The sequence below is a fragment of the Pauljensenia sp. OF14-1SRA genome (genome assembly GCF_027694595.1).
In the GTDB taxonomy this organism is placed as follows: domain Bacteria; phylum Actinomycetota; class Actinomycetes; order Actinomycetales; family Actinomycetaceae; genus Pauljensenia; species Pauljensenia turicensis_B.
The window spans coordinates 39,388-63,222 of record NZ_JAQEVQ010000013.1 but is presented as its reverse complement, the minus strand read 5'-3'; the positions used below and the strand labels follow the sequence as shown (position 1 = coordinate 63,222).

Below are 23,835 nucleotides of genomic sequence, written 5' to 3'. Positions count from 1 at the left end.
AAATCGAGAGATTCACACACACATTTTGTCGTTTAACCCCATTTTGTCCACCCTCAAAGTTGGCCCCCAACAACTTTGAACCAGACTTTCTCGCACCACAAAGCCGAAAGGTCGGGCTCAGACCAACTCTTTTTGTCCTTTAACCCACCAAACCCCTAATGACAAAGCACCGCTAGCCAAAACACTAAAAACGACACCAAAATGGGCGTTAACTCAAAAACTGGGGCTTCAGTGAGTTACTCACTGAAGCCCCAGTTATGTGGCTCCCGCGACTGGATTCGAACCAGTAACCGTCCGATTAACAGTCGGATGCTCTGCCGTTGAGCTACGCGGGATTGCGACCTGTTAATTATGCCGAAGTTCAACCGCTGATTGCAAATTGACTCTGCGTGGTGCGCGCCTCATTTTGAAACACCGCATAAACAGGACCCATCAGACAAAAACTGTCCCCCGGGAAGCACTCCCAGGGGACAGTTTCAAGCGAATGAATCGCTGAAGCGTTTCTTACCTTCTATGCGCACAAAGGCTCGTCAGGTAAGAAGGCGAAATCACTTAAGGGTGACCTTGCCGCCTGCTTCTTCGATTTCAGCCTTTGCCTTCTCAGCGTCGTCCTTCTTGGCAGCTTCGAAGATGGTCGACGGTGCGCCGTCAACAAGATCCTTGGCTTCCTTCAGGCCGAGACCGGTGAGGTTCTTGACAGCCTTGACAACTGCGATCTTCTTGTCACCTGCGGACTCGAGGACAACCTCGAACTCGTCCTTTTCTTCAGCAGCTTCAGCAGCAGCCGGAGCAGCAGCAACGGCGACAGCAGCCGGAGCGGCAGCGGTGACGTCGAAGGTCTCTTCGAAGAGCTTGACGAAGTCAGAGAGCTCGATGAGGGACATTTCCTTGAAAGCTTCGATGAGCTCATCGTTGGAGAGCTTTGCCATGATTGGCATCCTTCCTAATTGGCCTGCCTTGCGAGCAGATTGTTGGTGAGTTCCACGCGGTTACGAATCGAACGCGCGGGGCCTGTCGCTTCAGGCCGCTTCGCCCTGCTTTGCACGCAGAGCATCGATGGTGCGCACCGTCTTGGACGGAAGCGCGTTGAATGCGTACGCCGCCTGCGAAATCTTCGCCTTGAGGGCGCCGGCAGTCTTGGCCAGCAGAACCTCGCGGGATTCCAGATCAGCAAGCTTCTTAACACCCTCAACGGACAGCGCTGCGCCGTCCATTGCGCCCGACTTCAGGACGAGCTGGGGGGTTTCCTTGGCAAAATCACGCAGCGTCTTGGCAGCCTCAACAGGCTCACCGGTGACGAAAGCAATAGCGGTCGGCCCCTTGAGGTCCTCAGCGAGGAAGCCGAGGCCGACTTCCTGTGCTGCCAGCCTTGCCAGCGTGTTCTTCACCACGGCGTAGCTCGCGTTTTCGCCCAGTCCGCGACGCAGCTGCTTGAGCTGGCCAACGGTCAGGCCGCGATACTCAGTGAGCAGGACAGCGTCAGACGCGCGGAAACGTTCCACGAGTTCGGCAACTGCTGCTACCTTGTCAGACCTCGCCATGGTCCTCCTTCCAGATAAGTGACCGCCGAGTAATGAAAAAGCCCGACACGTAGGTTCGTGTCGGGCATAAATGTCCGGTGTAGTCATTGCTGACTAGTCACTCACCTACGTCGACAGCTTTCGCATTTCATCTCAGTTTCCTGAGAAACCGACGGTCTTCGGCAGTGACCAGACTAGCAGGATGAGGTGAAGCAAATCCAGTCGTGGTGATGTGCAGTAGGGCACGCAGACCTCAATACTCACTCACACGACCCATGAACATAAAACGTGAGTGGGCTTGATTGGTGTTTAAGCCAATCAAGCCCACTCATACGTCAATGTTCCATTCCCCTACAGGGAGTCCAACATCAGGAAGCGTCAGTAGTTGCGACGTTCTTCGTCTTCGTGGCGTCAAGCGGGATGCCCGGACCCATCGTGGTGGAGACGGTTGCCTTCGAGATGTAGCGCCCCTTGGCGGAAGCCGGCTTCAGACGAAGGATTTCGTCCAGGACAGCGCCGTAGTTCTCGGCGAGCTGTTCTGCGGTGAAAGAGGACTTGCCAACGATGAACGCAAGGTTCGAGTGCTTGTCGACGCGGAACTCAATACGACCACCCTTGATCTCCTTGATCGCCTTCGCGACGTCCATGGTGACCGTGCCGGTCTTCGGGTTCGGCATCAAACCACGCGGGCCGAGGACGCGACCGAGGCGACCAACCTTGCCCATGAGATCCGGGGTTGCAACGGCGACATCAAAGTCGGTGTAGCCCTTAGCAACCTTTTCGATGAGCTCGTCGCCGCCGACCTCGTCAGCACCAGCGTCGATTGCATCCTGCGCACGCTCACCAACAGCGAAGACCAAGACCCGGGAGGTCTTGCCGGTGCCGTGAGGCAGCGAGACGGTGCCGCGCACCATCTGGTCAGCCTTGCGAGGATCAACACCCAGTCGGAAGACGACCTCGACGGTCGAATCGAACTTGGTGACGGTGGTCTCCTTGGCCAGCTTCATGGCCTCGAGAGGGGTGTAGAGAATGTCCGCGTGAATCTTTTCAGCCGCGGCGCGGTAGCTCTTGGAGCGCTTAGTCATTCTGCTTCTTCTCCTTGCAGTTGTGGGTTCCGGGCAGCGCATGCCCTACCACGGGAAATAGTTTGGGGTCAGCCTTCGACGACGATGCCCATGGAGCGGGCGGTGCCGGCGATGATCTTGGCTGCGGCTTCGATGTCGTTCGCGTTGAGGTCGACCATCTTTGCCTGTCCGATTTCGCGAGCCTGGTCCATGGTGATGGAGCCAACCTTCACAGTGTTCGGGGTGCCGGAGCCCTTCTGGAGGCCAGCAGCCTTCTTGATCATTTCGGAAGCCGGCGGAGTCTTCAGAACGAAGGTGAACGTACGGTCTTCGTAAACGGTGATTTCAACCGGAACGATCGAACCGCGCTGCGACTCAGTTGCAGCGTTGTACGCCTTCGTGAACTCGACGATGTTCACACCGTGCTGGCCCAGTGCGGGACCAACCGGAGGTGCGGGGGTTGCGGCGCCGGCTGCGATCTGAAGCTTGATCAGGCCGGTGACCTTCTTCTTCGGTGCCATATTTCGGGTCTTTCTTGTTCAATTACCAGAAGAACGGAATTCCTTCTGGTCGCATGTAGAGGTGGAGCGACGAAGGCGCACTGAACCCACTACACACGAAGTGCAATGCTATCGCGCACCCGCCCATGTTCCCAAGTTCGGGTGCGCGACTTCACTCTTTGGTCAGTCTTCGCGCTTGGCAACCTGGTCGAAACCAAGTTCAAGCGGAGTCTCGCGTTCGAAGATCGTGACGAGAACCTTGAGCTTCTCGGTCTCGGGCGAGATCTCGGAAATAGTCGCTTCCAGCGACTCGAACGGGCCATCGATGACGGTGACGATCTCGCCGACCTCGAAGGCCACGCGGATCTCTTCCTTGACCTGAGCCGTGGCAGGGAGCTGCGGGCCAGCTTCTTCAAGGATGTTGTACTTCAGCAGGTCAACGACCTCATCGATGCTGAGCGGAACCGGATTGTGCTGGTCTCCAACGAAACCGGTGACAGCCGGGGTGTCCTTGACCATGCGGTACGACTCTTCATCAAAGTCCATGCAGACGACGACATAGCCAGGAATACGAACGTGGCGAACACGCTTCTTCACCGAACCGCGGAACTCGGTGATGTACTCGTCCGGAACCTCGACGCGGAAGACCTTGTCGGTCATGTTCTGGCTTTGAACGCGCTGTTCGAGGTTCGCCTTCACCTTGCGCTCGTGACCGGAGTAGGTGTGCAAGACGTACCAGTCACCGGGGATCATCATGATCTCATTGCGGAACTTCTCGAGGGGATCAATGTCACCCTCTTCTTCGCCAGCTTCAGCTTCTTCAGCTTCAACCGTCTGCTCAACGCTGGCGATTTCTTCTTCCGCCGCTTCAGCGGGGTTTTCGGTCAGTTCAGCCTGGGCGGCCTCGTCGGTTTCGACAGGCAGATTCTCTTCGCTCACGCGTTCCTCCTGGGCGCTAGTTTCCTAGCGGAAAGTTGAGTGCCGAAGCCTAGAAGAAACCCGCCTGCAGTACCTGCGGGCGGGTTCGCATCAGCTTCAGCTGAATATCAGTGCGTTCAGTCTACCGAATCCGAGGTCCAAAAGACCAGTGAAAGCCATGATTACGGCCACAAAAACGACCACGACAACGAAGTAGGTCCACGTTTCAGAGCCAGTCGGGTAGACGACCTTCTTCATTTCTTCAATCACTTGAAGGAAGAAAGTCCACATTCTGACGAAAATATTCGGCTTCTTCTGAGCCTCTTTTTCGTGGGAGTCACGGGACGGCGTAGCGCCAGACTTCGTGCGATCTGTTTTCGCTGGCATGTTTGATGCCGTTGCGTCAGCCACGGGGTCCCTCCTGAATTCGTGTCTAGAGATTAGTGGCAGGGCAGGCGGGACTCGAACCCACAACCGCCGGTTTTGGAGACCGGTGCGCTACCAATTGCGCCACTGCCCTACTACACGTCGTAGAACGTGCGGGAACGAGTCTATGGAAAATCTTTTCAACTGTCCAACCGGGGAGTGCTGCGAGGTGCTTGATATTCGGAATTAGACTACCGAACAGCCCCACTTAATGCGACGATAGCCCTATGAGCACAACACCCCGATCGCGCGTCAGCGCACGTTTTGCCGCTATCACCCCTTCAGCCACTCTCGCGGTTGACGCGAAGGCGAAAGCACTGAAAGCTGCGGGTCGTCCCGTCATCGGCTTCGGCGCAGGTGAGCCTGACTTCCCCACCCCCGACAATATTGTCGAGGCCGCCGTCCGCGCAGCGCGCGAGCCGGCGATGCACCGCTACACTCCGGCGGCCGGCCTTCCAGCTTTGCGCGAAGCAATTGCTGCAAAGACTCTGCGCGATTCCGGCTACGAAGTTGATCCGCTACAGGTGCTGGTCACCAATGGCGGTAAGCAGGCCGTATTCCAGGCTTTCGCTTCCATTTTGGATCCGGGGGACGAGGCCCTTCTTCCGACTCCCTACTGGACGACCTATCCGGAAGTCATCAAGCTTGCCGGTGGTGTCACGGTTCCCGTTTTCGCTGGTGCCGATCAGAATTACAAGGTGACCGTCGAACAGCTCGAAGCTGCTCGTACGGAAAAGACGAAGCTTCTGTTGCACTGCTCGCCTTCGAACCCGACCGGCGCTGTTTACACTCCTGCGGAGGCTCGCGCGATTGGCGAATGGGCTCTTGAACACGGCATTTGGATTATCACTGACGAAATTTACGAGCACTTGCTCTATGAAGATGCCGAGCCGGCTCATATGGTGAAGCTTCTTCCAGAGCTTGCCAATCAGACCATCGTGTTGAACGGTGTGGCGAAGACCTACGCAATGACCGGCTGGCGTGTTGGTTGGATGATTGCTCCAACTGACATTGTGAAGGCTGCAACCTCGTTCCAGTCACACTTGACCTCGAACGTATCGAATATGGCTCAGCGTGCAGCCTTGGAAGCTGTCACTGGCCCTCTCGACGCTGTTCATTCCATGCGTGAGGCATTCGACCGCAGGCGCAAGACCATGATCTCGATGCTTTCCCAAATCGACGGCCTCGATGTTCCGACCCCGAAGGGCGCGTTCTACGCCTACCCGAGCGTCGAGGGCATTCTGGGGCGCGAAATCCGTGGCAAGGTCCCCACAACGTCGGCTGAGCTTGCCGACCTAATCCTCGAAGAGGTTGAGGTTGCTGTGGTGCCCGGCGAAGCGTTCGGCCCATCTGGCTTCATTCGTCTCTCCTACGCCCTGTCTGACGGCGACCTTGTTGAAGGCGTCGGTCGTATTCAGGAGCTTCTCGCGCAAGCGCACTGAGACTAGGCCTTACTAGCACCTCCCCACGACTTCGCGCCCAGGATGTAGACCACCCACAAAGGGTCTGCATTCTGTTCACGCGTGGCATGTCTGGACGAACGGACGGCTCTGAGAACCGCACAGGTTCTCAGAGCCGTCCCGTATTCGGCACAAACTGCCTTCCACCTGTCACAATAGAGTGCATGAATATCCAGTATCGTTCCGCGTCAACGGACACCCCGAAGGGCACCGTCTTGCTCTGCCATGGATATGCTGAGCACTCGGGCCGTTTTCTTCCCCTGCAAGACGGACTTGTTGAAGCTGGATACGATATCGCGTTCTACGATCACTATGCTCATGGCACGTCCCCAGGCCCACGTTCGCAGGTTGATGTTGGTCGCCTCATCAAGGATCATCTCGACGCCCGACGCATTGTGTTAGCGCACGCGCGCACATCGGACCTCTTCCTCTTTGGCCATTCCATGGGTGGTTTGATTACCGCAGCATCGCTTCTTCTGAACCCCTCGAACGTGACCGGTGCGGTCTTGACGGCTCCAGCATTCCGCCCGCTTCCTCCGTTGCCGGCTGGCGTGGCTCACTTACTGCTTCCGCTTGCGCGCGTTTTCCCCGCTGTGACGGCACAGAAGCCTCGCAAAGCAGATGACCCTTCCATCCTCTCTCGAGACCCCAGAGTCCAAGAAGCGTTCGATGCTGATCCACTCAACTACACGGGTGGCGTTCCTCTGATCACGGGAGCAACAATGATCACTCAGGGCGACCGTGTCCTGAAGAATGCTCACCGCGCCACGACTCCCATGCTGATCCTTCACGGAAACGCAGATCAGTTGGCGTCGTTGAACGGCTCGAAAACTTTCGTTCAGAACGCACTGGCATCACACCCCGATGCTGATATTCACCTGCGAATCATTGACGGCGCGTACCACGAGGTCCTCAACGAACCCGAGGGTCCAGGCCTGATTAAAGACATCGTAGCCTGGCTGGACAGGCACTGATGTCCCAGTTCGTCGCCTCGTCCCCTATCCGCCGATTCACTGACCAGGTCAAACGCGCACGCCCAACCCAACCGAATCTGACTGTCACGGCACACCAAACACCTGGTCGACGCGATTTGTCGCGTCTACCGAAAGCGCATCTGCACCTGCATTTCACTGGAGCAATGCGCCCGCAGACTCTGATTGACCTGGCCGATGAACAGGGCGTTCGCTTGCCCAGCCACCTTCTGTCCATCGACCCGTTAAAGGTTCCCGCCGACGGACGAGGCTGGTTCCGCTTCCAACGTTCCTACGATTCTGCGCGTCATCTGGTGCGCTCAGAATCCGCCATGCGACGCATCGTCCACGAAGCTGTAGAAGACGACGCGAAAGAGGGATCGGTTCGCCTTGAAATGCAGGTGGATCCGACCTCGTACGCCCCGTGGGTTGGTGGCATCACTCCGGCTCTCGAAATCATCCTTGACGAGGCCCGACAGGCGTGGCGCGATACGGGCGTGGAAGTGGGAATTATCGTTGCCGCATCGCGTATCCGACATCCTCTCGATGCTCGAGTTCTGGCACGATTAGCCGCGCAATATGCTGGTGAAGGTCCAGGCAAGGTCATCGGTTTCGGCTTGTCGAATGACGAACGCGTGGGCACAACCAGCGAGTTTGGTGCGGCCTTCGGCATCGCACGGCGCGCAGGACTGGCTTCTCTTCCCCACGGTGGCGAACTGCTAGGACCGGAGTCAGTACGCAATGTTGTCACCGCACTCAACCCAGCGCGACTCGGCCACGGCGTGCGTACAACGGAAGACCCAGACCTGCTTCGCAGGCTCATTGACGAAGGCGTTGCTTTCGAAGTCTGCCCGACCTCAAACGTCCATTTGGGGGTCTACCAGGACTTTTCACACGTTCCCCTGCCTGTTCTTATGAAATACGGGGCAACGGTGGCACTGGGAGCAGATGACCCGCTGTTATTCCGTTCGCGACTGGTCGAACAGTACGCACGAGCACGCGACATCTTTAGTCTGTCCGATCAACAGATCGCAGACTTGGCTTCTCAGTCAATCAACGCTTCCCTGGCATCAAGCGCTTCGAAGAGCCAATGGCACGCCCACATTCAGGCGTGGCTCAACACGCCCCCATACGACGGTCGCAACGACTCAGCGGAGGCCTCGTAAACCGTCGAGAAAGCGGAAGCGGACGCTACCAGCTGACCCCAACCGCGACAGGCTCGGGGACTAGGGTGATGCCGAATTTTTCTTGGACGCCGGCGCGGACCGCGAGCGCAAGCTCGACGACCTCGTCGCTGGTGGCATCCCCGCGGTTGGTCAGGGCAAGAACGTGTTTCGTTGACAGCGAGGCGCCGTTTTCGCGCGCTCCGTCCACTGCCCAGCCTTTCGTGAAGCCCGCGTGGTCGATCAACCATGCAGCTGACGTTTTCGTCATGCCATTTCCGGCGTCAAAGCGTGGGGCTTCGAGTGGGAGCGCGGCAGCGGTTTCGGCATCGATGATGGGGTTCGTGAAGAAGGAACCGGCACTCCACGAATCGTGGTTGTTGGGGTCGAGCACCATGCCCTTTGACGTGCGGAGCTCAAGGACAGTATCACGCACACGCTGAGCATTCGCGCTCTGCCCTTGTTCAACGCCCAAGCGATTCGCGAGTTCGCGGTACAGGACGGGCGCGGAATGATCGGAGATTGTGAGACGGAACGTAGCTTCGAGGACGACCCAACGCCCGGTCGGCCCCCATATACGTCCCTGGTCGTCGCCTTCGCGGACTGAGCGCTTAATAATCGACTCACGGTAGGCAAGATCCAGTTCGGATGCATTCAAGCGCTTCTCGCACTGTTCACCGCGATCCCAGACGTCAACGTAGGCAAGCGTGTCAGCGATCTCGTGACCGTAGGCTCCAACGTTTTGGACAGGCGCAGCTCCGACGGTTCCGGGGATGCCGGACAGGGCTTCGATGCCCGAGAGGCCTTCGGCAAGGGTCCACTGAACGAATTTGTCCCAGACGGCGCCGGCAGTCGCCGTGACGAGAACGGTGTCGTCTGAGCTCTCATCACGAGTGATCTGCTGACGCCCATCTTTGATGACGATGCCTTCGAATGGGTCGTCGGAGGCAAGAATGTTTGAGCCACCGCCGATCATCAAAATTGGGAACTCAACCTTGTCTGCACTGTCAAAGGCTGCGATCAGATCGGAACGCGAATCGGCAAGAATATAGGTAGCAACCGGCCCCCCAACGTGGAAGGTCGTCAGTTCTTTCAGCGTCGTCATTGCCATTAGAGCTCCCTTATCAATTACTGTCTCTATCCTACGAGCAGGTACCGCCGGCTAGTCTTCGGCAGGCTCGATTCCACGCTCCTGACACATGGACTCACTCAACCGAAAACGCAGTGGTCACATCAGGTCGTATTGTCATTAAACGCCCTACGAGAGCCTCTCACTCACATAAAAACGACCTTTTTCCTAAGAAAGAACCAAGCAACTAAGGTATGACTTACTTAGATGCACGCCTCTTGGCTCCATTCAAGTTTTCCGCACTCTACGCGCTGGTACAGATGATGGATTCACGAGGCCGCGCTCGATTGATTCGACGAGAGGATGGTCATGGGGCACAAGAACGAGCACGCTCATCACCACGATGACGCTCACGGTCACACACATAGTCACGGGGCGAATGCGTCACGCACACGCCTTGCGATCGCACTTGGCATCACCGCATTCATCCTGGTGAGCGAAGTTGTCGTCGCAATCCTGACCGATTCACTGGCTCTTCTTGCCGACGCCGGTCACATGACAGCGGATTCTGCGGGCCTCGTATTGGCACTTGTTGTCGCCCACCTGGCTCACAAGCCCGCGACCGACCGTTCGACGTGGGGGTTACGTCGCGCCGAGATTATCGGCGCTGCTATCCAGGCTGGCGGGCTCGCCGTTATCGGCATCATCGTTGCCGTGCGCGCCGTGATGAACCTCGTCAACCCGCCCCAGATCGAATCTGGCGGAATGCTCATCATGGGCGTTATTGGTCTGGTCGCAAACGTCGCATCACTGCTTGTTCTCATGGGGGGTCGCGAAGCGAACCTCAATATGCGCGCCGCTTTCTTGGAGGTTGCGAACGACGCCCTAGGGTCGATCGGCGTTATCGTTGCTGCCGCGGTTATCCATTACACCAACTGGACCCGAGCGGACGCCCTCGCTTCCCTGCTGATCGTCGTACTCATCTTCCCCAGGGCAGCACTTCTGCTTCGTAGCGCCGGCATGGTTCTGATGGGGTTTACTCCCGAGAACCTCGACCTTGCCGAGGTTCGCGATCACATGCTCCGCATTGAAGGCGTCGAGGCAATCCACGACTTGCACGCGTGGACCGTCGCAACGGGTATGCCCGTCCTGACAGCACACATCATCATCAGCGAAGAGGCTTTCCAGGCCGGCAGAAGCGAGCAGATTCTTGACCGCCTACAAAATTGCGTCGCCAAGCACTTCCCCGTTGGAATCAAACACTCCACATTCCAGCTTGAGACTGCCGAACACCTGGCCCACGAGCAGATTGAGTGCTCATAAAGCCTAAGACAAAAGGGTGTAACGAGATGTTTAGCAACCCATTTGGATACACGGGTCTGGGTGGGTGCAGTTGACAGGATGGTGGCGTTATCGACGAGCGTGTTCCATGCGTCGTCGCTGTAGTCCAGGTTGGGGTGGTTGGTACGGTAGGCGTGAGCTTGCTCGATGTGTTGGCATTTTTCGAGGATCTGGCGGATCCGTGTCTCGAGATCGTTGTAGTTATGGATGTGACGTTCATAGTCGGCTTAGAGCTGGTCTAAGGCGTGTTCGTAGGCGTCTTGTCCTTGAGCATGGGTGGCGTTGGTGGTGACGAGCTGGCTAACCCCGGCTGGCTAATACTGCCTCACGAGCGAGCGCTTCTCGTGCGAGTTATTCTCCTAGCTCGGTGGTATCGCAGGTGTGGGCGATGATCACATCGAGAACCTCTTGCCTCGGCGGTGGGACAGAGTCGCGACTGCATGGTGAATGCGTCACGGATCTCCTCTTCGCTGAAATCGGGCAAGCGTAAAATCACAAGCGCTCGCAACCTTCCACGCGTTCATTACGATACGAATATTCTTCAGTACGTGACTAACATCCATATCGTACGGACTTACGACTAGCAGTCCCATAGGTACGAACCCAGGTAGACCGGATTCCAAACATTTACCGACCGTGTTTCCGCACGCCACAAAGCAACAATAGGACTATCTACAATCACTCCATCCTCCCCAATATCGATTCCGAAACGGACCCATATTTGGGAGCTGCAAAGCAACACAGAATCAGTTCGCATCGGGAAGGCACCCAATTATATAAGAGTTTTCGGACCAACTCCCGCCGACAAACAGAAGAAGGCGTCTATCTCACTATAACTTACTGGTGCCGGTCGCAGGTAAACGAAACAGGTTGTCACCGATTGACGCGCACCTGAGACCCCCAATTTCGAACACCAATTACTAACGCCCTTCCATCCCCAAAAAAGGGAAGTAAAAATAGCAAATGAAGCGCGTACCATCCCAGCAAGCCAGAGTTCGGGAAGACAATGCTCAAAATAACCCCGAATGCAACCGCGGCTATCGGCCCGCTTAAAGCAGTTGCAAAGATACCGCGGCCGGTACTGCTCCCAATGCCACGTACGGAAAATCGGAATAAATTAAATTCCAGTTCAATACGAATTAGCTCATTCATCGTTAGACAAATAAAAACAACATGTGCCATCTCGTGGATAAGACATCCAAGGGCGATACCACAAAATAGGTGCTTCAGGAACGCGCATCCTAAAGCAAAAAGAAACCTATCTTGGTAGAGGAAGCCTACAACAAATACGCCACCAGAAATCAGAATGCCGGCGCAAAAAAGCCACCCATAAGCTCTAAGAAATCCGGAAATAACCTGAAAAACACCACGCAACAGGTACGGCGAGTTCATTAATAAGCATTTGCTCCGCGCTGTTCCAGAAACTTCTTCCGCTTCCTCAACACTGAGAGAATGCTTAGAAATATCATAAAGATCGCGAAGATCCCAATAAATACCAAAGTCAATACCAATGGATTCTCAACGCCCACACCGACCATTACAGAACCCGCACCGCTTTCATGCGCATCAAAGAAAAGACTTCCGAATAGCCCAACGTGGTGACCGAGTTCCTTACCCTTGGTGAACATAAGCAGTATGACGGTAGCTCCGGAAACGACTGCTGTGGTAATTAAGGCGAGCGTTGCCGCGGCAATAATCCGCTTAAATATCTGCATAGTAGTTCCTCCTTTGTGTCGAAGCAATGCCGATTATCGAATAATACATACAGAGCGATGCCACTAAGAACCATACGACAGTCGTGTATTCGTCCGGAATTTCCCAGATTAGCGTGGTAAAAGCTATTAAAACCACAAGCGCCAAAGCTGTCACAATTCCTAATAGCACAGAAAACGGATTATGTCTCTCTGCTGGAAAGAAAATACTCACAGCGAGCGCAGCAATAAGAACAACCACACAGATAAACAATGTCTTTAACGCTTCCAATAAGGCCAGCCCCTTCACCATGCTTAATCCTAGTATGGGGAACGAGATCAACATCTCGACTACCAAGTATGGTGCCGATAAATATAAGTAATATCGCAAGGGATTTAGTCGGTACCGATACGTTTTACGTATCGGCTCAATTGTTGTAACTGCGTACACTGCCTGAAGAGATATAATAGCCAACCAGTATGGCGGGTAGTATCCCGGTATCCAAAGCACAACCACCGACAGAGATAAAACGAAAAACGTCGCTAAAAGAAATTCCCCATTACGTATCACGGCGCGCAGACATGAACCGAGTAGTCCCGAGGCATACGGCATAGGAATATTGAAAAAATATTTCCATTGCGAGTAATGATTCGGGGCTATCAAGATAATAAGTGCGGTTATAGCCAGCATCGTGGCGATAACAATACTCCCCGCCAAGAGAAGGCCGATCCTGTCATACAGGAGAACGTAAAGGCGAGAGTACCCGTAGTAAGGGCGTTGCTCATAAAATGCATCAAGAAACTCTGCAGACTCGCGTTTAACGTAGACGTACGCACCAAAGAGCATTGCGCCGAAAAGACAAGGTAGCAAAATGCTGCGCCATCTCTCGATATGCAATAGGTGTAGCACCCTGTCGAAACTGAGATACATCGCATCTAACAACAAGTAAAGAACGATCACTTGCACAATGATCCCAAACACAATCTCAGGAAGCACATCTAAACCACCACGAATTACAACCGAAGCTGTTAATGGTGCAGTTATTGAAGCAACGCAGAATAAGACTGTCATTCCTTCAAAAAGTGTGTAGGCGAGAATCCGCTGCTTATTTGTGACCGGGAAGGTATGTGTAAGCTCTATTAATCTCCCCGCCTTCATGAAGAGAACCCGAACGACGATAAAGAACAGTAGAGTCCACAACCCTACGGTGAGAGAAATGCTCTGACTTACCAACAGAACCGCGCTGGCATCGAGAACCATGCCCCGAACCACGATAAATGTGAGTATGCAAAAGCCGACATAGCTGACGCTTACAGTAGCCAAAAGCATTGCTTTTGAAATTCTGCTTTGCATTGCGCGATGAACAAGCAGACGGCGGATAAAAAACAGGAAGAGAAAGCGAACCAACCTTAGCGTGTTACCGTTCACCGCAGGTACCTTGATCTCGGGTAATACTATCCTTTACGAAAGCATCGATAGTCCCATATTTCGATACCAGCGACTGGCAATCTTCATGTACCAATATGCGACCATGACTCAAAAGGATTATGGTGTCAGCAATCCGCTCCAACATAGCAAAGTCATGAGTACAAAGGAGCACTCCGTGGTCTCCGGCAGCCAACTCGAGCAGGTCAGCTTCAAAGCTATATAGAGCCTCTATATCTATGCCGTTCGGAGTTTCATCAATCATAGTAAGAGGACGTGCCACCATCAGTGCTGCGATAAGTTGAACTTTCTTTCGCATCCCATGCGAATAATCCTCAATCAGATCTCCCCAACGATGTTCCATCTGGTAGCGCATGAACAAGCGTTTAAGTTCGTGAAGATCGCATTTTAGTCCGTACATCCTGTGGATGAACTGTAGATACTCAACCCCAGTCAAGAACTCTGGCAGGTAATCGTTCGATGCTACCAGAATCGAATTTCTCTTCGCTTCCTTTGCGTCATTTGGGGCAGCGCATACATGAACTTCCCCAGTTTGCGGTTTGAGAAGATCACCGGCCACCCGTATAAGGGTAGATTTCCCTGAACCGTTCGGGCCGATTAGACCGGTGATCCCCCCAAACTGCACTGAGAGCGAAAGATTCTTTAAGACTTCATGATCCTTTGAGTATCCAAACGATACATTTTGTAGACTTAGCGCCTCCACTAGCCCTCTTTTCCGATCAATCAGTCGAATCTCTCGTCATACGTTTAAGAGCATTCAGCCCAAACTGAGACGTACCATTTACCCCATTCCCATCTCCCCGTGAACCTCTTACCTTGGTAGGTTACACACCAAACGGCAAGGGCTGTGGCGACTACTACAGCAATTGTTAGCAGTACTGCCATTAATACCAGGAACCAAGCGTCATACCTGATGAGTAAACTATCAAATCTATCAACCACATGACGACCAGTCTGCTTTGCGGCCGCATGCGCACGCCAGATCTTGTTGCCAGCATAGGCACGAGGTGCCTCCAATACTTCCTTCACGATAGAATCCTCCTTGATCCACTCTTCCGTCGAATTCGGGTGCTGCACGCTCGGCTCCCGCCTCTAAGTTACCTAGGCAATTCTGCTTGCGTCAATAGGTTTCGGCCTTTCAGGTTCTCCTACACTGTCCGGTGACAACTGGTTTGGCAAGTATTGGACTGACTGGGAGAAGTAGTTGTTATGCCGAAGCGGCATTCGGAGGAGTTCCGCCAGGAGGCGATGCGTGTTGCGTTAGCTCGTGATCCGGGTGTGTCGTTGGCACAGGTGCCACTGATTTTGGGATCCATGCGGCGCGCTGCAATGAGTGGCGGCGCCAAGAGCGTCTCGAGCCCGGGGAACAAAAGACCTCTGCTGCTCGCTGCTGCAGGAGTTGCCTGAACTGCGGTGTCGTGACCATCTGCTCTAGCAGGAAAACTAGGCGTTGCGGCACATGGCCGCGCATTTATCGCAGGCGAGTCCGAGCTGGGAAGAGCATTCTTCCCGCTTAGTCCAAGCAGTTGCCGTAAGAGGGAATCCCTGCGGCGTTTACGCGAATGGGCTCTCCCCCGCACACCCCACAACCCCCAACCACACCGACCAGAAACACCACGAAATTCCGGAAGGAACCCCCACCCCAAAAGAAGGACTCTGACCATACAAAGACTGGGCCGGACACGCCCACTAGACCCACGACACACCACCTAAAGCACACGTTTGCGCCTATAACCCCAAAAACCCGCGATAACAAGCAAAAACACCCATCCCGATTCGCTACCCAGCCAAGCCAGGCGTTGTATCAAAATGGGTGTCTAAGTGGAGCCGCCTATCGGACTCGAACCGATGACCTGCTGTTTACAAGACAGCTGCTCTACCAACTGAGCTAAGGCGGCTTCGACAATTCAACGAATCGTCATCACATAGTGTGCCATGAAGAACGGGGTCCCGACCAATCGGCCAAGACCCCGCACTTCACGTTAGTCAGTTCTTCGAACTCATCAAAGGCCAAGTCCTGAACGCAAGGACGCCATGATCGAAGCAGAATCAGAGCCCGACAAGGTCAGCTTGTCCGTGTGATCCTTAATGAACTCCGGCGTGCCTTTCGACTCACGGTTCGTGAAATTCGCGTTGCTCCACGTGTCGGTGGCGGTTGTCAGATAGTCGGTGGCCACGTTCACGGGCAGGGACGAAACCACGTCAGAGGAAACGCCCACCTGAGAAGCGATCGTCTTCACCTGTTCCCAGGAGTTCGTCGCATTCTGAATCACCGTACCGTTACCAGCCTTGTACTGGGCAGCAAAGTACGCCATCAGACCCTGGTGAAAAGCCCCCCAGTGCTCAGGATCCCGCTGAGCTACAATCAGCGAAGCAGAGGTAGCGACATTCGCGTATTCCATGCCGACCGTCTTCACGGGCTGGAACTCAATGTTGTATTCGCCGTTGTCAGCGCCTGCGAGCAGGTCTTTGCCAATCAGAACCTCAAGATTCGCGCAGTGGTGGCACGAGTAGTCGAAGTATTCGGTGACGGTCGGAAGAGAGTCATCAACCTGGCCGATACCAAGATGCGAGTAACGAATCGGCTGGCCCGACGCGTAGTCGCCCAAGTAATCACTGGGGTTCGCGTTCTGCGCTTCATTCTTTGCAGAAATCTGCTGAGAAATAATCACACCAACGGTCGCAATCACCGCGATAACGATGACTGTAACGACTGCGATGATGATTGAACGTGTGCGACGCTCAGCCTTTTCCTGCGCTTCGCGCATCTGCTGAGCTTTCGCGCGCACGGAGGTATCCGTTACCTTCTTGCCTGCCATGGTTTTCCTTTCACAGGTCACATCTTTAAGGCAACCCTACCTAGCGCTAGGCGCGTATGCAGTTCAGAGCGCGCCTCCTGTGACGAGGAACCATGTGGCACCTACCACGCCAACGGCAAGGAGGCCGGCAATCGCACGCACCCATACTGGGCCCAGCAGTCGCCTGACTGCCATGCTGGTTCCAACTCTTAGATCGGAAGAGGTTGGCATCAACCAGGCTGAAACGATGGTCGCTAGGACAACGATCCATACGCCGATTGAGCCAATCGGTTCGGTTACTAAGGGGTCGAGTGTCGCATTCGGATCGGATGCCAGGACAATGTCCAGTAGCCGCATCCACTGTCCGCTTCCGCCGTGAGCAACCGTGTAGAGATTCCAAGCGAGATACGGGACGATTCCGCCGATACCTAGCCCAAACGTCACCTGCACCAGAGCGCGAATAAAGAGCAGTGGCGACGAGGCCACGGTCGCAGCAGTATCACTGGATCGCGCAATGCCGGCCCGGACACGGCGGTTTTCTCGATGCCGATGGAACGCACCACCAAACGCCATGAAAAACATGAGCACGATGACCGTAGCAGTCCCCATCACTCCTGCGAACATGGGGATGAGAGCAAGTGGCATCGCAATGATGCACCCGAAGATCCACACGGTTCTGGGAAGGTCAGCTTCATATCCCAAGTCCTCATACCGGTCATCGACGTCGAATTCATCCGCCCCCGGCCCCGTCCACTGCCCCGGAACCGCCATCGCATGAGGATCCACGTATCCGCCAACCACCTGCCCATACATGCCAGCAGGTGCGCCATTCGGGTAGGTCAGCGATTGAAAGTCCGCGGTGTCACTGACCGTTTGACCCATTCCCAGTTGGGGAATTGACGAGGCCGCGCTCCCCACATTCCACTCATCAGTTTCAGGGCGCGGAAGGGGCCTCGTCGATGGGTGAAGCGGAGAATCCCCAAACTGAACGGTTTCGTCATTGTTGGACCACCCCAGCATCCCTAACGAGGAGCCGACAACGCGGGGCTCATCTGCAACAACGGGGCGGACAGTGGAAACGTAGGGGTTCGCGAAAGCGGCGCTCCAGTCAAGCTGGTTAATCGACATGACGTCGCCGGGGAAACCGTAAAGTTCGACTAACGTTGCGACGACCTCGTCGGGTTCGGGGCGAGAATTCACGTCCGGAGACAGAGCCTGATGAATGATCTGCGCAAATGAGAGCGGAAGCCCCTCGGTGTCCGGCTCGCCCGTCAGAACACGAGTAATAATCGCCTGAACGTCGCCCGTGCCGTACGGAGGACGCCCGGTCGCAAGCGAAAGCAGGGTCGCCGACCACGCCCACCAGTCTGAATCATCGTCGGCCGGGCGAGCACGCAACAGCTCTGGAGCCGTGTAACCGGCAGTGCCTGAAACCAGACCGGTGCGGGTGAAATGCTCATCCGCTTCACCCATTGCGATCCCGAAGTCAATCAGAATCGGGCCGTGCGGGGAACAAATAACATTCGACGGCTTGATATCGCGGTGAACGATCCGCGCGTCATGGACAGCCATCAACGTGCGCGCGAGGCTGGCTGCAATCGCCGCAATCAACTCCGGCGCAAGCGGCTGGCCATTCATCAACGAGGCCAACGTCGGCCCCTCAACATATTCGGTCGCGATGAAGGGCTGCGAAGCATCGGTTTCAATGTCAACGACGTGGGCAACCCTGGCGGAGCGAACCGAATTCACGGTCGCAGCTTCACGTTGCAGACGACGGCGAGATTCTTCGTCGGCGGCCAAAGCAGGATGCACAAGCTTGAGGGCAACTCGATCGCCACCCTCATCCTCTGCAAGCCACACGGTACCCGCGCCACCCGCACCCAGCTGGGATACGAGCGTGTAGCCACCGATCTGATCGCCTTCATTCACCCGTTCAGATTACAAGGAGCCATGGGCAGATCAATTGAACAAACTCCGTGCAACGGTGAACAAGCGCGCTCTCAACAGCAGACCACGCGGTGAACAAGCGCGGTGGGTAACGCGCACGACACACTGAAACCTGTTGTAAAACCAAGTCGTGTGCTAGGTTGGAAAAGGTTGCTCGCACAAGGAACCCGCCAGTGATGACGCTGGTGAACATTGACCCACTCGGATCGTCCGGCACGTACCTGCCGGTGGGAAGGAAATTGAATAATGGCAACTGTCACCTTTGACAAGGCAACCCGTATCTACCCGGGTAACGACAAGCCCTCGGTCGACCAGCTCGACCTCGAAATCCAGGATGGCGAATTCCTAGTCCTCGTCGGCCCGTCCGGCTGTGGTAAGTCCACCTCTCTGCGTATGCTCGCCGGCCTCGAAGAAGTCAACAGCGGTCGCATCCTGATCGGTGATAAGGACGTCACCAACGTTGCGCCGAAGAACCGCGACATCGCAATGGTCTTCCAGAACTACGCGCTCTACCCGCACATGACCGTCCGCGAAAACATGGGCTTCGCCCTCAAGATCGCCGGCACCCCGAAGGACGAAATCAACAAGCGCGTTGATGAAGCCGCACGCATCCTCGACCTTGAGCCTTACCTCGAGCGCAAGCCGAAGGCACTCTCCGGTGGTCAGCGTCAGCGCGTCGCCATGGGTCGCGCAATTGTTCGTAAGCCTCAGGTCTTCCTCATGGACGAACCGCTGTCGAACCTCGACGCGAAGCTCCGCGTTCAGACCCGTACCCAGATCGCTTCCCTGCAGCGTGAGCTCGGCGTCACCACCGTGTACGTCACCCACGACCAGACCGAAGCTCTGACCATGGGCGATCGCATCGCCGTCCTCAACAACGGTCTACTCCAGCAGGTCGGCACCCCGCAGGAAATGTACGAGCGCCCGGCAAACGACTTCGTCGCAGGCTTCATTGGCTCCCCGGCGATGAACCTCGGCTCGTTCACCGTCGACGGCGCCAACGCTATCCTCGGCCCGGCACGCGTTCCGCTCTCGCAGGCAACCCTCGACGCCCTCACCCCGGCAGACGGTGGCAAGATCACCATCGGCTTCCGCCCTGAAGGCCTCGAAGTTGTTTCCGAAAACGAAGAAAACACGATTCCGATCGAAGTTGAATTCGTTGAAGAACTCGGCTCGGATGCCTACGTTTACGGTCATCTTGCAGGCTCCACCGAGGGCCTCGGATCCACCGATGAAGGCTCAGTGAAGCAGATCATCGTTCGCGTTCCTCCGCGCACCGCTCCGGCTCGCGGTGGCGTGATCCACGCTCGCATCCGCCCCGGCCAGCAGCACAACTTCTCTGCTGCAACCGGTATGCGTCTGCCTGAGTGATTCATCCACAGTTGGCCCCGTTCTCGTTGATAGCAACGAGGCGGGGCCACCTCATATTCCTCGATGCCTGACCAGTGCCCCACTTTTGGTGGGCTGGCGCTTTCGTTGGCGCATTCTCCTCAATAATTGCGTCCCTTTCAGCAATGAGAGAATAGGACTATGCCCGAATCACTAGAGATCATGGCCGCGACCGTTGATCCCACGCTTCTTGATCTTCCTTGGGAAATTCCGCTAGAAGAATGGCCCGACGAGATCCTCGCAGCTCTCCCCCGTGGCATTTCTCGCCACATCGTGCGATTCGTGAACCTCTCTGACCGTGTGATCGCCGTAAAGGAAATCGGCCCGACCGTCGCACATCACGAGTACGAGATGCTTCGTGACCTCTCACGTCTTGGTGCCCCTTCCGTGCTCCCTACCGCAGTAATCACCGGTAGGCGCAATCTTGACGGTGAGGAACTCAATGCCGTCCTGGTCACCGAACACCTGCAGTTCTCCCTGCCCTACCGTGCTCTGTTCAGCCAATACATGAGCGCTGACACGGCAACACGTTTGATTGATGCCCTAGCGGTACTGCTTGTTCGCCTACACCTTCTTGGTTTCTACTGGGGCGACGTTTCGCTGTCGAATACTTTGTTCCGTCGAGACGCCGGAGCATTCAGCGCCTACCTGGTGGACGCAGAAACCGGCGAGCTCCACCCAAAACTCACCTCTGGCCAACGCGAGTACGACGTTGATTTGGCACGGACCAACATCATTGGCGAACTCATGGATCTTCAGGCTGGAGAGTACTTCCCCGAAGACGCAGATCCCATTGAAGTTGGCGACCGTATTCGAAGCCGCTACGAAGAATTATGGAATGAGCTGACCGGAACAGAACTCATTGATTCTTCCCAGAAGTGGAAGGTTGCTCAGCGAATCGAACGCCTCAATGACCTGGGATTCGACGTTGCTGAATTGAAGATGACATCGGTTGCCGGATCAACCGAACTGATGATCCAACCGAAGGTCGTCGACGCCGGACATCATCATCGCAAGCTCATGCGACTCACCGGCATGGATGTTGGCGAACACCAAGCACAACGCTTATTGAACGACATCGCCACCTACCAAGCCACCTCGGGCACCCCGAACATGCCACTCGAATTGGCCGCACACCAGTGGTTGAACAACGCTTTTGAACCCGTCATGCGAGCAGTTCCAGCCGAGTTGAAAACCAAGCTCGAACCGGCTCAGATCTACCATGAGTTCCTTGAACACCGCTGGTACCTAGGCGAACAAGCCGGCCATGACGTTCCTCTCGAAGAAGCGATCGACTCGTACGTTGAAAAGATTCTTGCCGCCAAACGCGACGAAGAACGCTTCATCAACCAGGCAGAAGAAGAAACCACCGCCGCATCAAACCCTGACCTCTGGTAAGAACAAGCGACCTAGCCTCCAAGCGACTAACGTTGCAGGCAGACAACTGAAATAGAACACCCAAAAAGGAACACGCATGGCATTCCCCAGGATTTTCGCGCACCGCGGAGCCTCATCATTGGCGCCTGAAAACACAATCGCCTCCTTCGCGAAAGCAGCGGAGGTCGGTGCCCGCTGGTTCGAATTCGACGTCGACATCATCGGCGACGGATCTTTGATCGTCATCCACGACGATAAGCTTCAACGCACAACGACCGGCAAGGGTGGCTACTACAACCTCAGCTTCTCCGACATTCGCAAGCTTGACGCCGGAAAGTGGTTCTCCGACACCTACCGGTTTGAACGAATCCCGGAAGTAGCTGACGTCATCTCATTCGCCAATTCGACAAACATGGGCATGAACCTCGAGATCAAGCCCTGCCGTGGTGGCACCGAACTTCGCGAAAAGCTGATCGAGAACCTCGCTGTTGCAGTTGATTCGGTCGCGAACACCGACCGCTTCATCGTTTCTTCCTTCGACCACGAGGCTCTCGCACGCTTCCACGCTATGCGACCGAACATTAATCTCGGTTGGCTGTTCGACCGCGAAAACCAACCCGGCCCCACCTGGCAACAGGGAGCTGAGCTGCTGGGATGCACCGCAATTCACCCCGATGTCAACGGCCTCACCCCTGAAGAGGTCAAGGAAATGCGCGACGCAGGCTTCGACGTCAACGTCTGGACAGTCAACGATGTGGATCAAGCTCAGGAGCTCGCATCATGGGGCGTCACCGGTATCTTCACCGATCGCCCACAGGACTTCCCCGCTGAAGCACACGTGCTCTAAAACGCGCTTTTTAAAGCGCTAAGTTCCTGATGTAACGCACCGGGGTCGGCAGTTCGAATGAACTGCCGACCCCGGCCTCGTCAATAAGCAGTTGGCGCGATCAGTACACGAGGACGCATCAATCGCAAACGATACTAGCGGTCCTGCTTCGCACGCAGGTAACGCGACAGCGACAACTCTGCCACCGAATCAAACAGCAGAATCCCGCCGAGCACACCACCGAACTTCATCCAACCACGACGCGGAGCCTGCGCGCGCACCGCGAGGGTCAGCAACGTCGTGCCGACAATAGCCTCGGCACCGGCAAAATACTTCACCAGATGCGGACGATCAACGGCGATTGAATGGTAGGACTCCCATAGAGGCTGAGCCGGTGAATCCGGTTCCTTCAACATGATGTCCACGCTACGACCGATCGCGTTTGAAATACCGCGAGCCATGTGGAGCTTCGCGCCTTCAACCTCATCGGCATCAATACGCCCCAGCAGGAAGCCCGCAACGGACTCGGGCAGACCAAGCGCCTTCACCGCAGCGACAACAGCGTCATCACCGAACAGGGACGTCGACTTGTACAGATCGTCAACGTTCGACCCGTTCACCGCGTCCGCAATCTTCTTCAAATTCGGACGATCGCCGACGAGATCTAGGATCTCGTCGTCAACCTCTGTCGGCACATTGTGCGCACCCGGAATGATCTTTGAGTCCATCGCCCAGTTGTGAATAACAACGTGTTCCAAGTGGTCATCCGTGACCAGGAAAATTTGGAACTCATTATCCTGCTTCGACAGAGTTATCAGTGGCAGTTCACCGAAGTTCCAGCCGGCTTTTTCAGCCGGAAGCTCAGCAAGAAGCAGGCGCTGGCCACCATTGCCTTCAATATCGGCAAGATCGATACCCTCAAGCGCTGCAAGCAACGGCACCGACGACGCAGGCGTATTACCAATCTCAACGATTCGCGAGGATTCTGCCGGCTCATCGTCATCCAGGTCGCTATCCCACACGTCAGCAAGCGGGCTGACCCCTTCGGGAGTATGATCCACGACCACGGTCGAAATGCGGACTTCGCCTTCAAAACGGGATGCAAGTTCTTCGGCGAGATCCTCGATTGTGGGACCTTCAGAAAGCGTATTGTCACGAACAACGCCAAGACGACCGTCAGAAACAGCGAAGTCAACGCCCACAAAGTGCGGAGCAGACGGATACCACTCGACTTTCGCTAAGATGGCGCGCTCATGCAACTCATTGATAATGGCCTTGGGATCAAGCCCTGCGCCGATCATCATGCCTTCAACTGAAGTCCACACCTGGCCCATAACGACCACCCTTCTTACGTCGAACTGTTCTAATCTCATCACGTTTCACCCGTGTTTGTCGCTACCTGAGGCACTCTTTCAGTGAAAGCGCGCAAAACTTCCAGTGCGCCCGGACAAAAGTGCGCCTTCACGCATGCGAAACAGGGCTAAACGCGGACGGATGAAGGCCCAGGATTTCGGGACGGAGCTTGACATGACCCGGCTTGTAAACACCGTGGACCTTGCCGAAGGTCAGAGCGGTCAAGTAACGGCCTCTCGCCAAGACCGAGAGCCTCAACAGTCTTCAGCGCATCTTCAGTAGTGGTGTAGAGCTTCTCGTTGATCTCGCCGACAACACCGTCTTCTTCGCCATCGACAACACCGATTTCGATTTCGAGGATGGTCTTGGCCTTCTGGGAGAGGGCAAGGAGTCCCTTGGCGATCCGCCCGCTGAACTACTCCCCACTAGTCGGTAAGCGATTTCTCAGTCCAACTAATGGGGAGCAGTTCGAAATCAAGAACCTGCTCTCCCTGGGACGAGAAATCGAGAAGACCCTGTCGAAGAAGGAATAGGGGCTTCGAGAGCCCTCCCTCCTCAAAGGGGAGGAGTCTGAG

Annotated in this window: 21 protein-coding genes, 3 tRNA genes and 2 pseudogenes; 8 read left to right on the top strand and 18 right to left on the bottom strand. The window is 55.6% G+C overall.

What is annotated here, in order from left to right:
* Window positions 1-260: 260 nt before the first annotated feature.
* The 8 genes from PG731_RS07555 to PG731_RS07520 form a co-directional block, all read right to left on the bottom strand.
* Window positions 261-335: transfer RNA gene (locus PG731_RS07555), tRNA-Asn, on the bottom strand.
* 213 nt (window positions 336-548) lie between these two features.
* On the bottom strand, window positions 549-929 hold the full coding sequence (gene rplL, locus PG731_RS07550; protein ID WP_006680226.1) for a 50S ribosomal protein L7/L12: 381 nt from the start codon (window positions 927-929) through the stop codon (window positions 549-551).
* Between the two features lie 90 nt (window positions 930-1,019).
* Window positions 1,020-1,541, bottom strand: coding sequence for a 50S ribosomal protein L10 (gene rplJ, locus PG731_RS07545; protein WP_270773147.1), 522 nt, complete (start codon window positions 1,539-1,541; stop codon window positions 1,020-1,022).
* Window positions 1,542-1,888: 347 nt separating this feature from the next.
* Window positions 1,889-2,605, bottom strand: coding sequence for a 50S ribosomal protein L1 (gene rplA, locus PG731_RS07540; RefSeq protein ID WP_270773145.1), 717 nt, complete (start codon window positions 2,603-2,605; stop codon window positions 1,889-1,891).
* Between the two features lie 68 nt (window positions 2,606-2,673).
* Window positions 2,674-3,105 carry a 50S ribosomal protein L11 gene (gene rplK / locus PG731_RS07535; RefSeq protein WP_006680229.1) on the bottom strand — a complete coding sequence of 144 codons (432 nt, stop codon included), beginning with the start codon at window positions 3,103-3,105 and terminating at the stop codon, window positions 2,674-2,676.
* Window positions 3,106-3,267: 162 nt separating this feature from the next.
* The gene (nusG, locus tag PG731_RS07530; RefSeq protein WP_442952669.1) at window positions 3,268-4,023 is read right to left on the bottom strand and encodes a transcription termination/antitermination protein NusG; all 756 of its coding nucleotides are present in this window, start codon (window positions 4,021-4,023) and stop codon (window positions 3,268-3,270) included.
* Between the two features lie 96 nt (window positions 4,024-4,119).
* Window positions 4,120-4,413 carry a preprotein translocase subunit SecE gene (gene secE / locus PG731_RS07525; RefSeq protein ID WP_207760336.1) on the bottom strand — a complete coding sequence of 98 codons (294 nt, stop codon included), beginning with the start codon at window positions 4,411-4,413 and terminating at the stop codon, window positions 4,120-4,122.
* Between the two features lie 33 nt (window positions 4,414-4,446).
* Window positions 4,447-4,522: transfer RNA gene (locus tag PG731_RS07520), tRNA-Trp, on the bottom strand.
* 133 nt (window positions 4,523-4,655) lie between these two features.
* Between PG731_RS07520 and PG731_RS07515 the strand changes: the two genes are divergently transcribed.
* The 3 genes from PG731_RS07515 to PG731_RS07505 all read left to right on the top strand — a co-directional run bounded on the left by PG731_RS07515 (window position 4,656) and on the right by PG731_RS07505 (window position 8,025).
* Window positions 4,656-5,870 carry a pyridoxal phosphate-dependent aminotransferase gene (locus PG731_RS07515; RefSeq protein WP_270773140.1) on the top strand — a complete coding sequence of 405 codons (1,215 nt, stop codon included), beginning with the start codon at window positions 4,656-4,658 and terminating at the stop codon, window positions 5,868-5,870.
* A 182-nt stretch (window positions 5,871-6,052) separates the two neighbouring features.
* Window positions 6,053-6,862 (top strand): alpha/beta hydrolase, encoded by an 810-nt coding sequence (locus PG731_RS07510; protein ID WP_270773139.1) that lies wholly within the window; start codon window positions 6,053-6,055, stop codon window positions 6,860-6,862.
* Window positions 6,862-8,025 (top strand): adenosine deaminase, encoded by a 1,164-nt coding sequence (locus tag PG731_RS07505; protein ID WP_270773137.1) that lies wholly within the window; start codon window positions 6,862-6,864, stop codon window positions 8,023-8,025. Before PG731_RS07510 ends, PG731_RS07505 begins: the two co-directional genes overlap by 1 nt.
* A 25-nt stretch (window positions 8,026-8,050) precedes the next feature.
* Here the strand turns inward: PG731_RS07505 and PG731_RS07500 are convergent.
* A pseudogene (locus PG731_RS07500) lies at window positions 8,051-9,184 on the bottom strand (UDP-N-acetylmuramate dehydrogenase); the annotation flags it as partial.
* A 276-nt stretch (window positions 9,185-9,460) separates the two neighbouring features.
* Here PG731_RS07500 and PG731_RS07495 point away from each other — a divergent pair.
* Window positions 9,461-10,414 carry a cation diffusion facilitator family transporter gene (locus PG731_RS07495; protein WP_270773136.1) on the top strand — a complete coding sequence of 318 codons (954 nt, stop codon included), beginning with the start codon at window positions 9,461-9,463 and terminating at the stop codon, window positions 10,412-10,414.
* Window positions 10,415-11,305: 891 nt separating this feature from the next.
* On the opposite strand, the gene PG731_RS07490 is transcribed toward PG731_RS07495, so the two are convergent.
* The 7 genes from PG731_RS07490 to PG731_RS07460 form a co-directional block, all read right to left on the bottom strand.
* Window positions 11,306-11,824, bottom strand: coding sequence for a hypothetical protein (locus PG731_RS07490; protein WP_270773135.1), 519 nt, complete (start codon window positions 11,822-11,824; stop codon window positions 11,306-11,308).
* Window positions 11,824-12,147, bottom strand: a complete 324-nt coding sequence (locus tag PG731_RS07485) for a hypothetical protein (RefSeq protein ID WP_101628464.1) — start codon at window positions 12,145-12,147, stop codon at window positions 11,824-11,826. Before PG731_RS07485 ends, PG731_RS07490 begins: the two co-directional genes overlap by 1 nt.
* Complete coding sequence (locus PG731_RS07480; protein ID WP_270773133.1) at window positions 12,134-13,552, bottom strand: hypothetical protein; 1,419 nt, start codon at window positions 13,550-13,552, stop codon at window positions 12,134-12,136. The genes PG731_RS07485 and PG731_RS07480 overlap by 14 nt, the downstream gene beginning before the upstream one ends.
* On the bottom strand, window positions 13,542-14,273 hold the full coding sequence (locus PG731_RS07475) for an ATP-binding cassette domain-containing protein (RefSeq protein WP_101628466.1): 732 nt from the start codon (window positions 14,271-14,273) through the stop codon (window positions 13,542-13,544). The genes PG731_RS07480 and PG731_RS07475 overlap by 11 nt, the downstream gene beginning before the upstream one ends.
* A 1,119-nt stretch (window positions 14,274-15,392) precedes the next feature.
* Window positions 15,393-15,468, bottom strand: a tRNA-Thr gene (locus PG731_RS07470).
* Window positions 15,469-15,573: 105 nt separating this feature from the next.
* Window positions 15,574-16,389 carry a DsbA family protein gene (locus PG731_RS07465; RefSeq protein WP_101628468.1) on the bottom strand — a complete coding sequence of 272 codons (816 nt, stop codon included), beginning with the start codon at window positions 16,387-16,389 and terminating at the stop codon, window positions 15,574-15,576.
* A gap of 63 nt (window positions 16,390-16,452) precedes the next feature.
* The gene (locus PG731_RS07460) at window positions 16,453-18,297 is read right to left on the bottom strand and encodes a serine/threonine-protein kinase (protein ID WP_270773128.1); all 1,845 of its coding nucleotides are present in this window, start codon (window positions 18,295-18,297) and stop codon (window positions 16,453-16,455) included.
* Window positions 18,298-18,561: 264 nt separating this feature from the next.
* On the opposite strand from PG731_RS07460, the gene PG731_RS07455 reads away from it, so the two are divergent.
* From PG731_RS07455 to PG731_RS07445, 3 genes are all read left to right on the top strand, one after another.
* Entirely contained in the window at window positions 18,562-19,686 is a 1,125-nt protein-coding gene (locus tag PG731_RS07455; RefSeq protein ID WP_270773126.1) for an ABC transporter ATP-binding protein, read from the top strand.
* 159 nt (window positions 19,687-19,845) lie between these two features.
* The gene (locus tag PG731_RS07450) at window positions 19,846-21,102 is read left to right on the top strand and encodes a DUF4032 domain-containing protein (protein ID WP_270773124.1); all 1,257 of its coding nucleotides are present in this window, start codon (window positions 19,846-19,848) and stop codon (window positions 21,100-21,102) included.
* A gap of 76 nt (window positions 21,103-21,178) precedes the next feature.
* Window positions 21,179-21,928, top strand: coding sequence for a glycerophosphoryl diester phosphodiesterase (locus tag PG731_RS07445; protein WP_270773122.1), 750 nt, complete (start codon window positions 21,179-21,181; stop codon window positions 21,926-21,928).
* A gap of 134 nt (window positions 21,929-22,062) precedes the next feature.
* Here PG731_RS07445 and PG731_RS07440 read toward each other — a convergent pair whose 3' ends face one another.
* The gene (locus tag PG731_RS07440) at window positions 22,063-23,241 is read right to left on the bottom strand and encodes a hypothetical protein (RefSeq protein ID WP_270773121.1); all 1,179 of its coding nucleotides are present in this window, start codon (window positions 23,239-23,241) and stop codon (window positions 22,063-22,065) included.
* A gap of 166 nt (window positions 23,242-23,407) precedes the next feature.
* Window positions 23,408-23,663: pseudogene (locus PG731_RS07435) on the bottom strand (class II fructose-bisphosphate aldolase); the annotation flags it as partial.
* Here PG731_RS07435 and PG731_RS07430 point away from each other — a divergent pair.
* Window positions 23,656-23,793: a hypothetical protein gene (locus tag PG731_RS07430; RefSeq protein WP_270773156.1), complete on the top strand. Its 138-nt coding sequence runs from the start codon at window positions 23,656-23,658 to the stop codon at window positions 23,791-23,793. The pseudogene PG731_RS07435 and the gene PG731_RS07430 overlap by 8 nt on opposite strands.
* The last annotated feature ends 42 nt before the right edge of the window (window positions 23,794-23,835 follow it).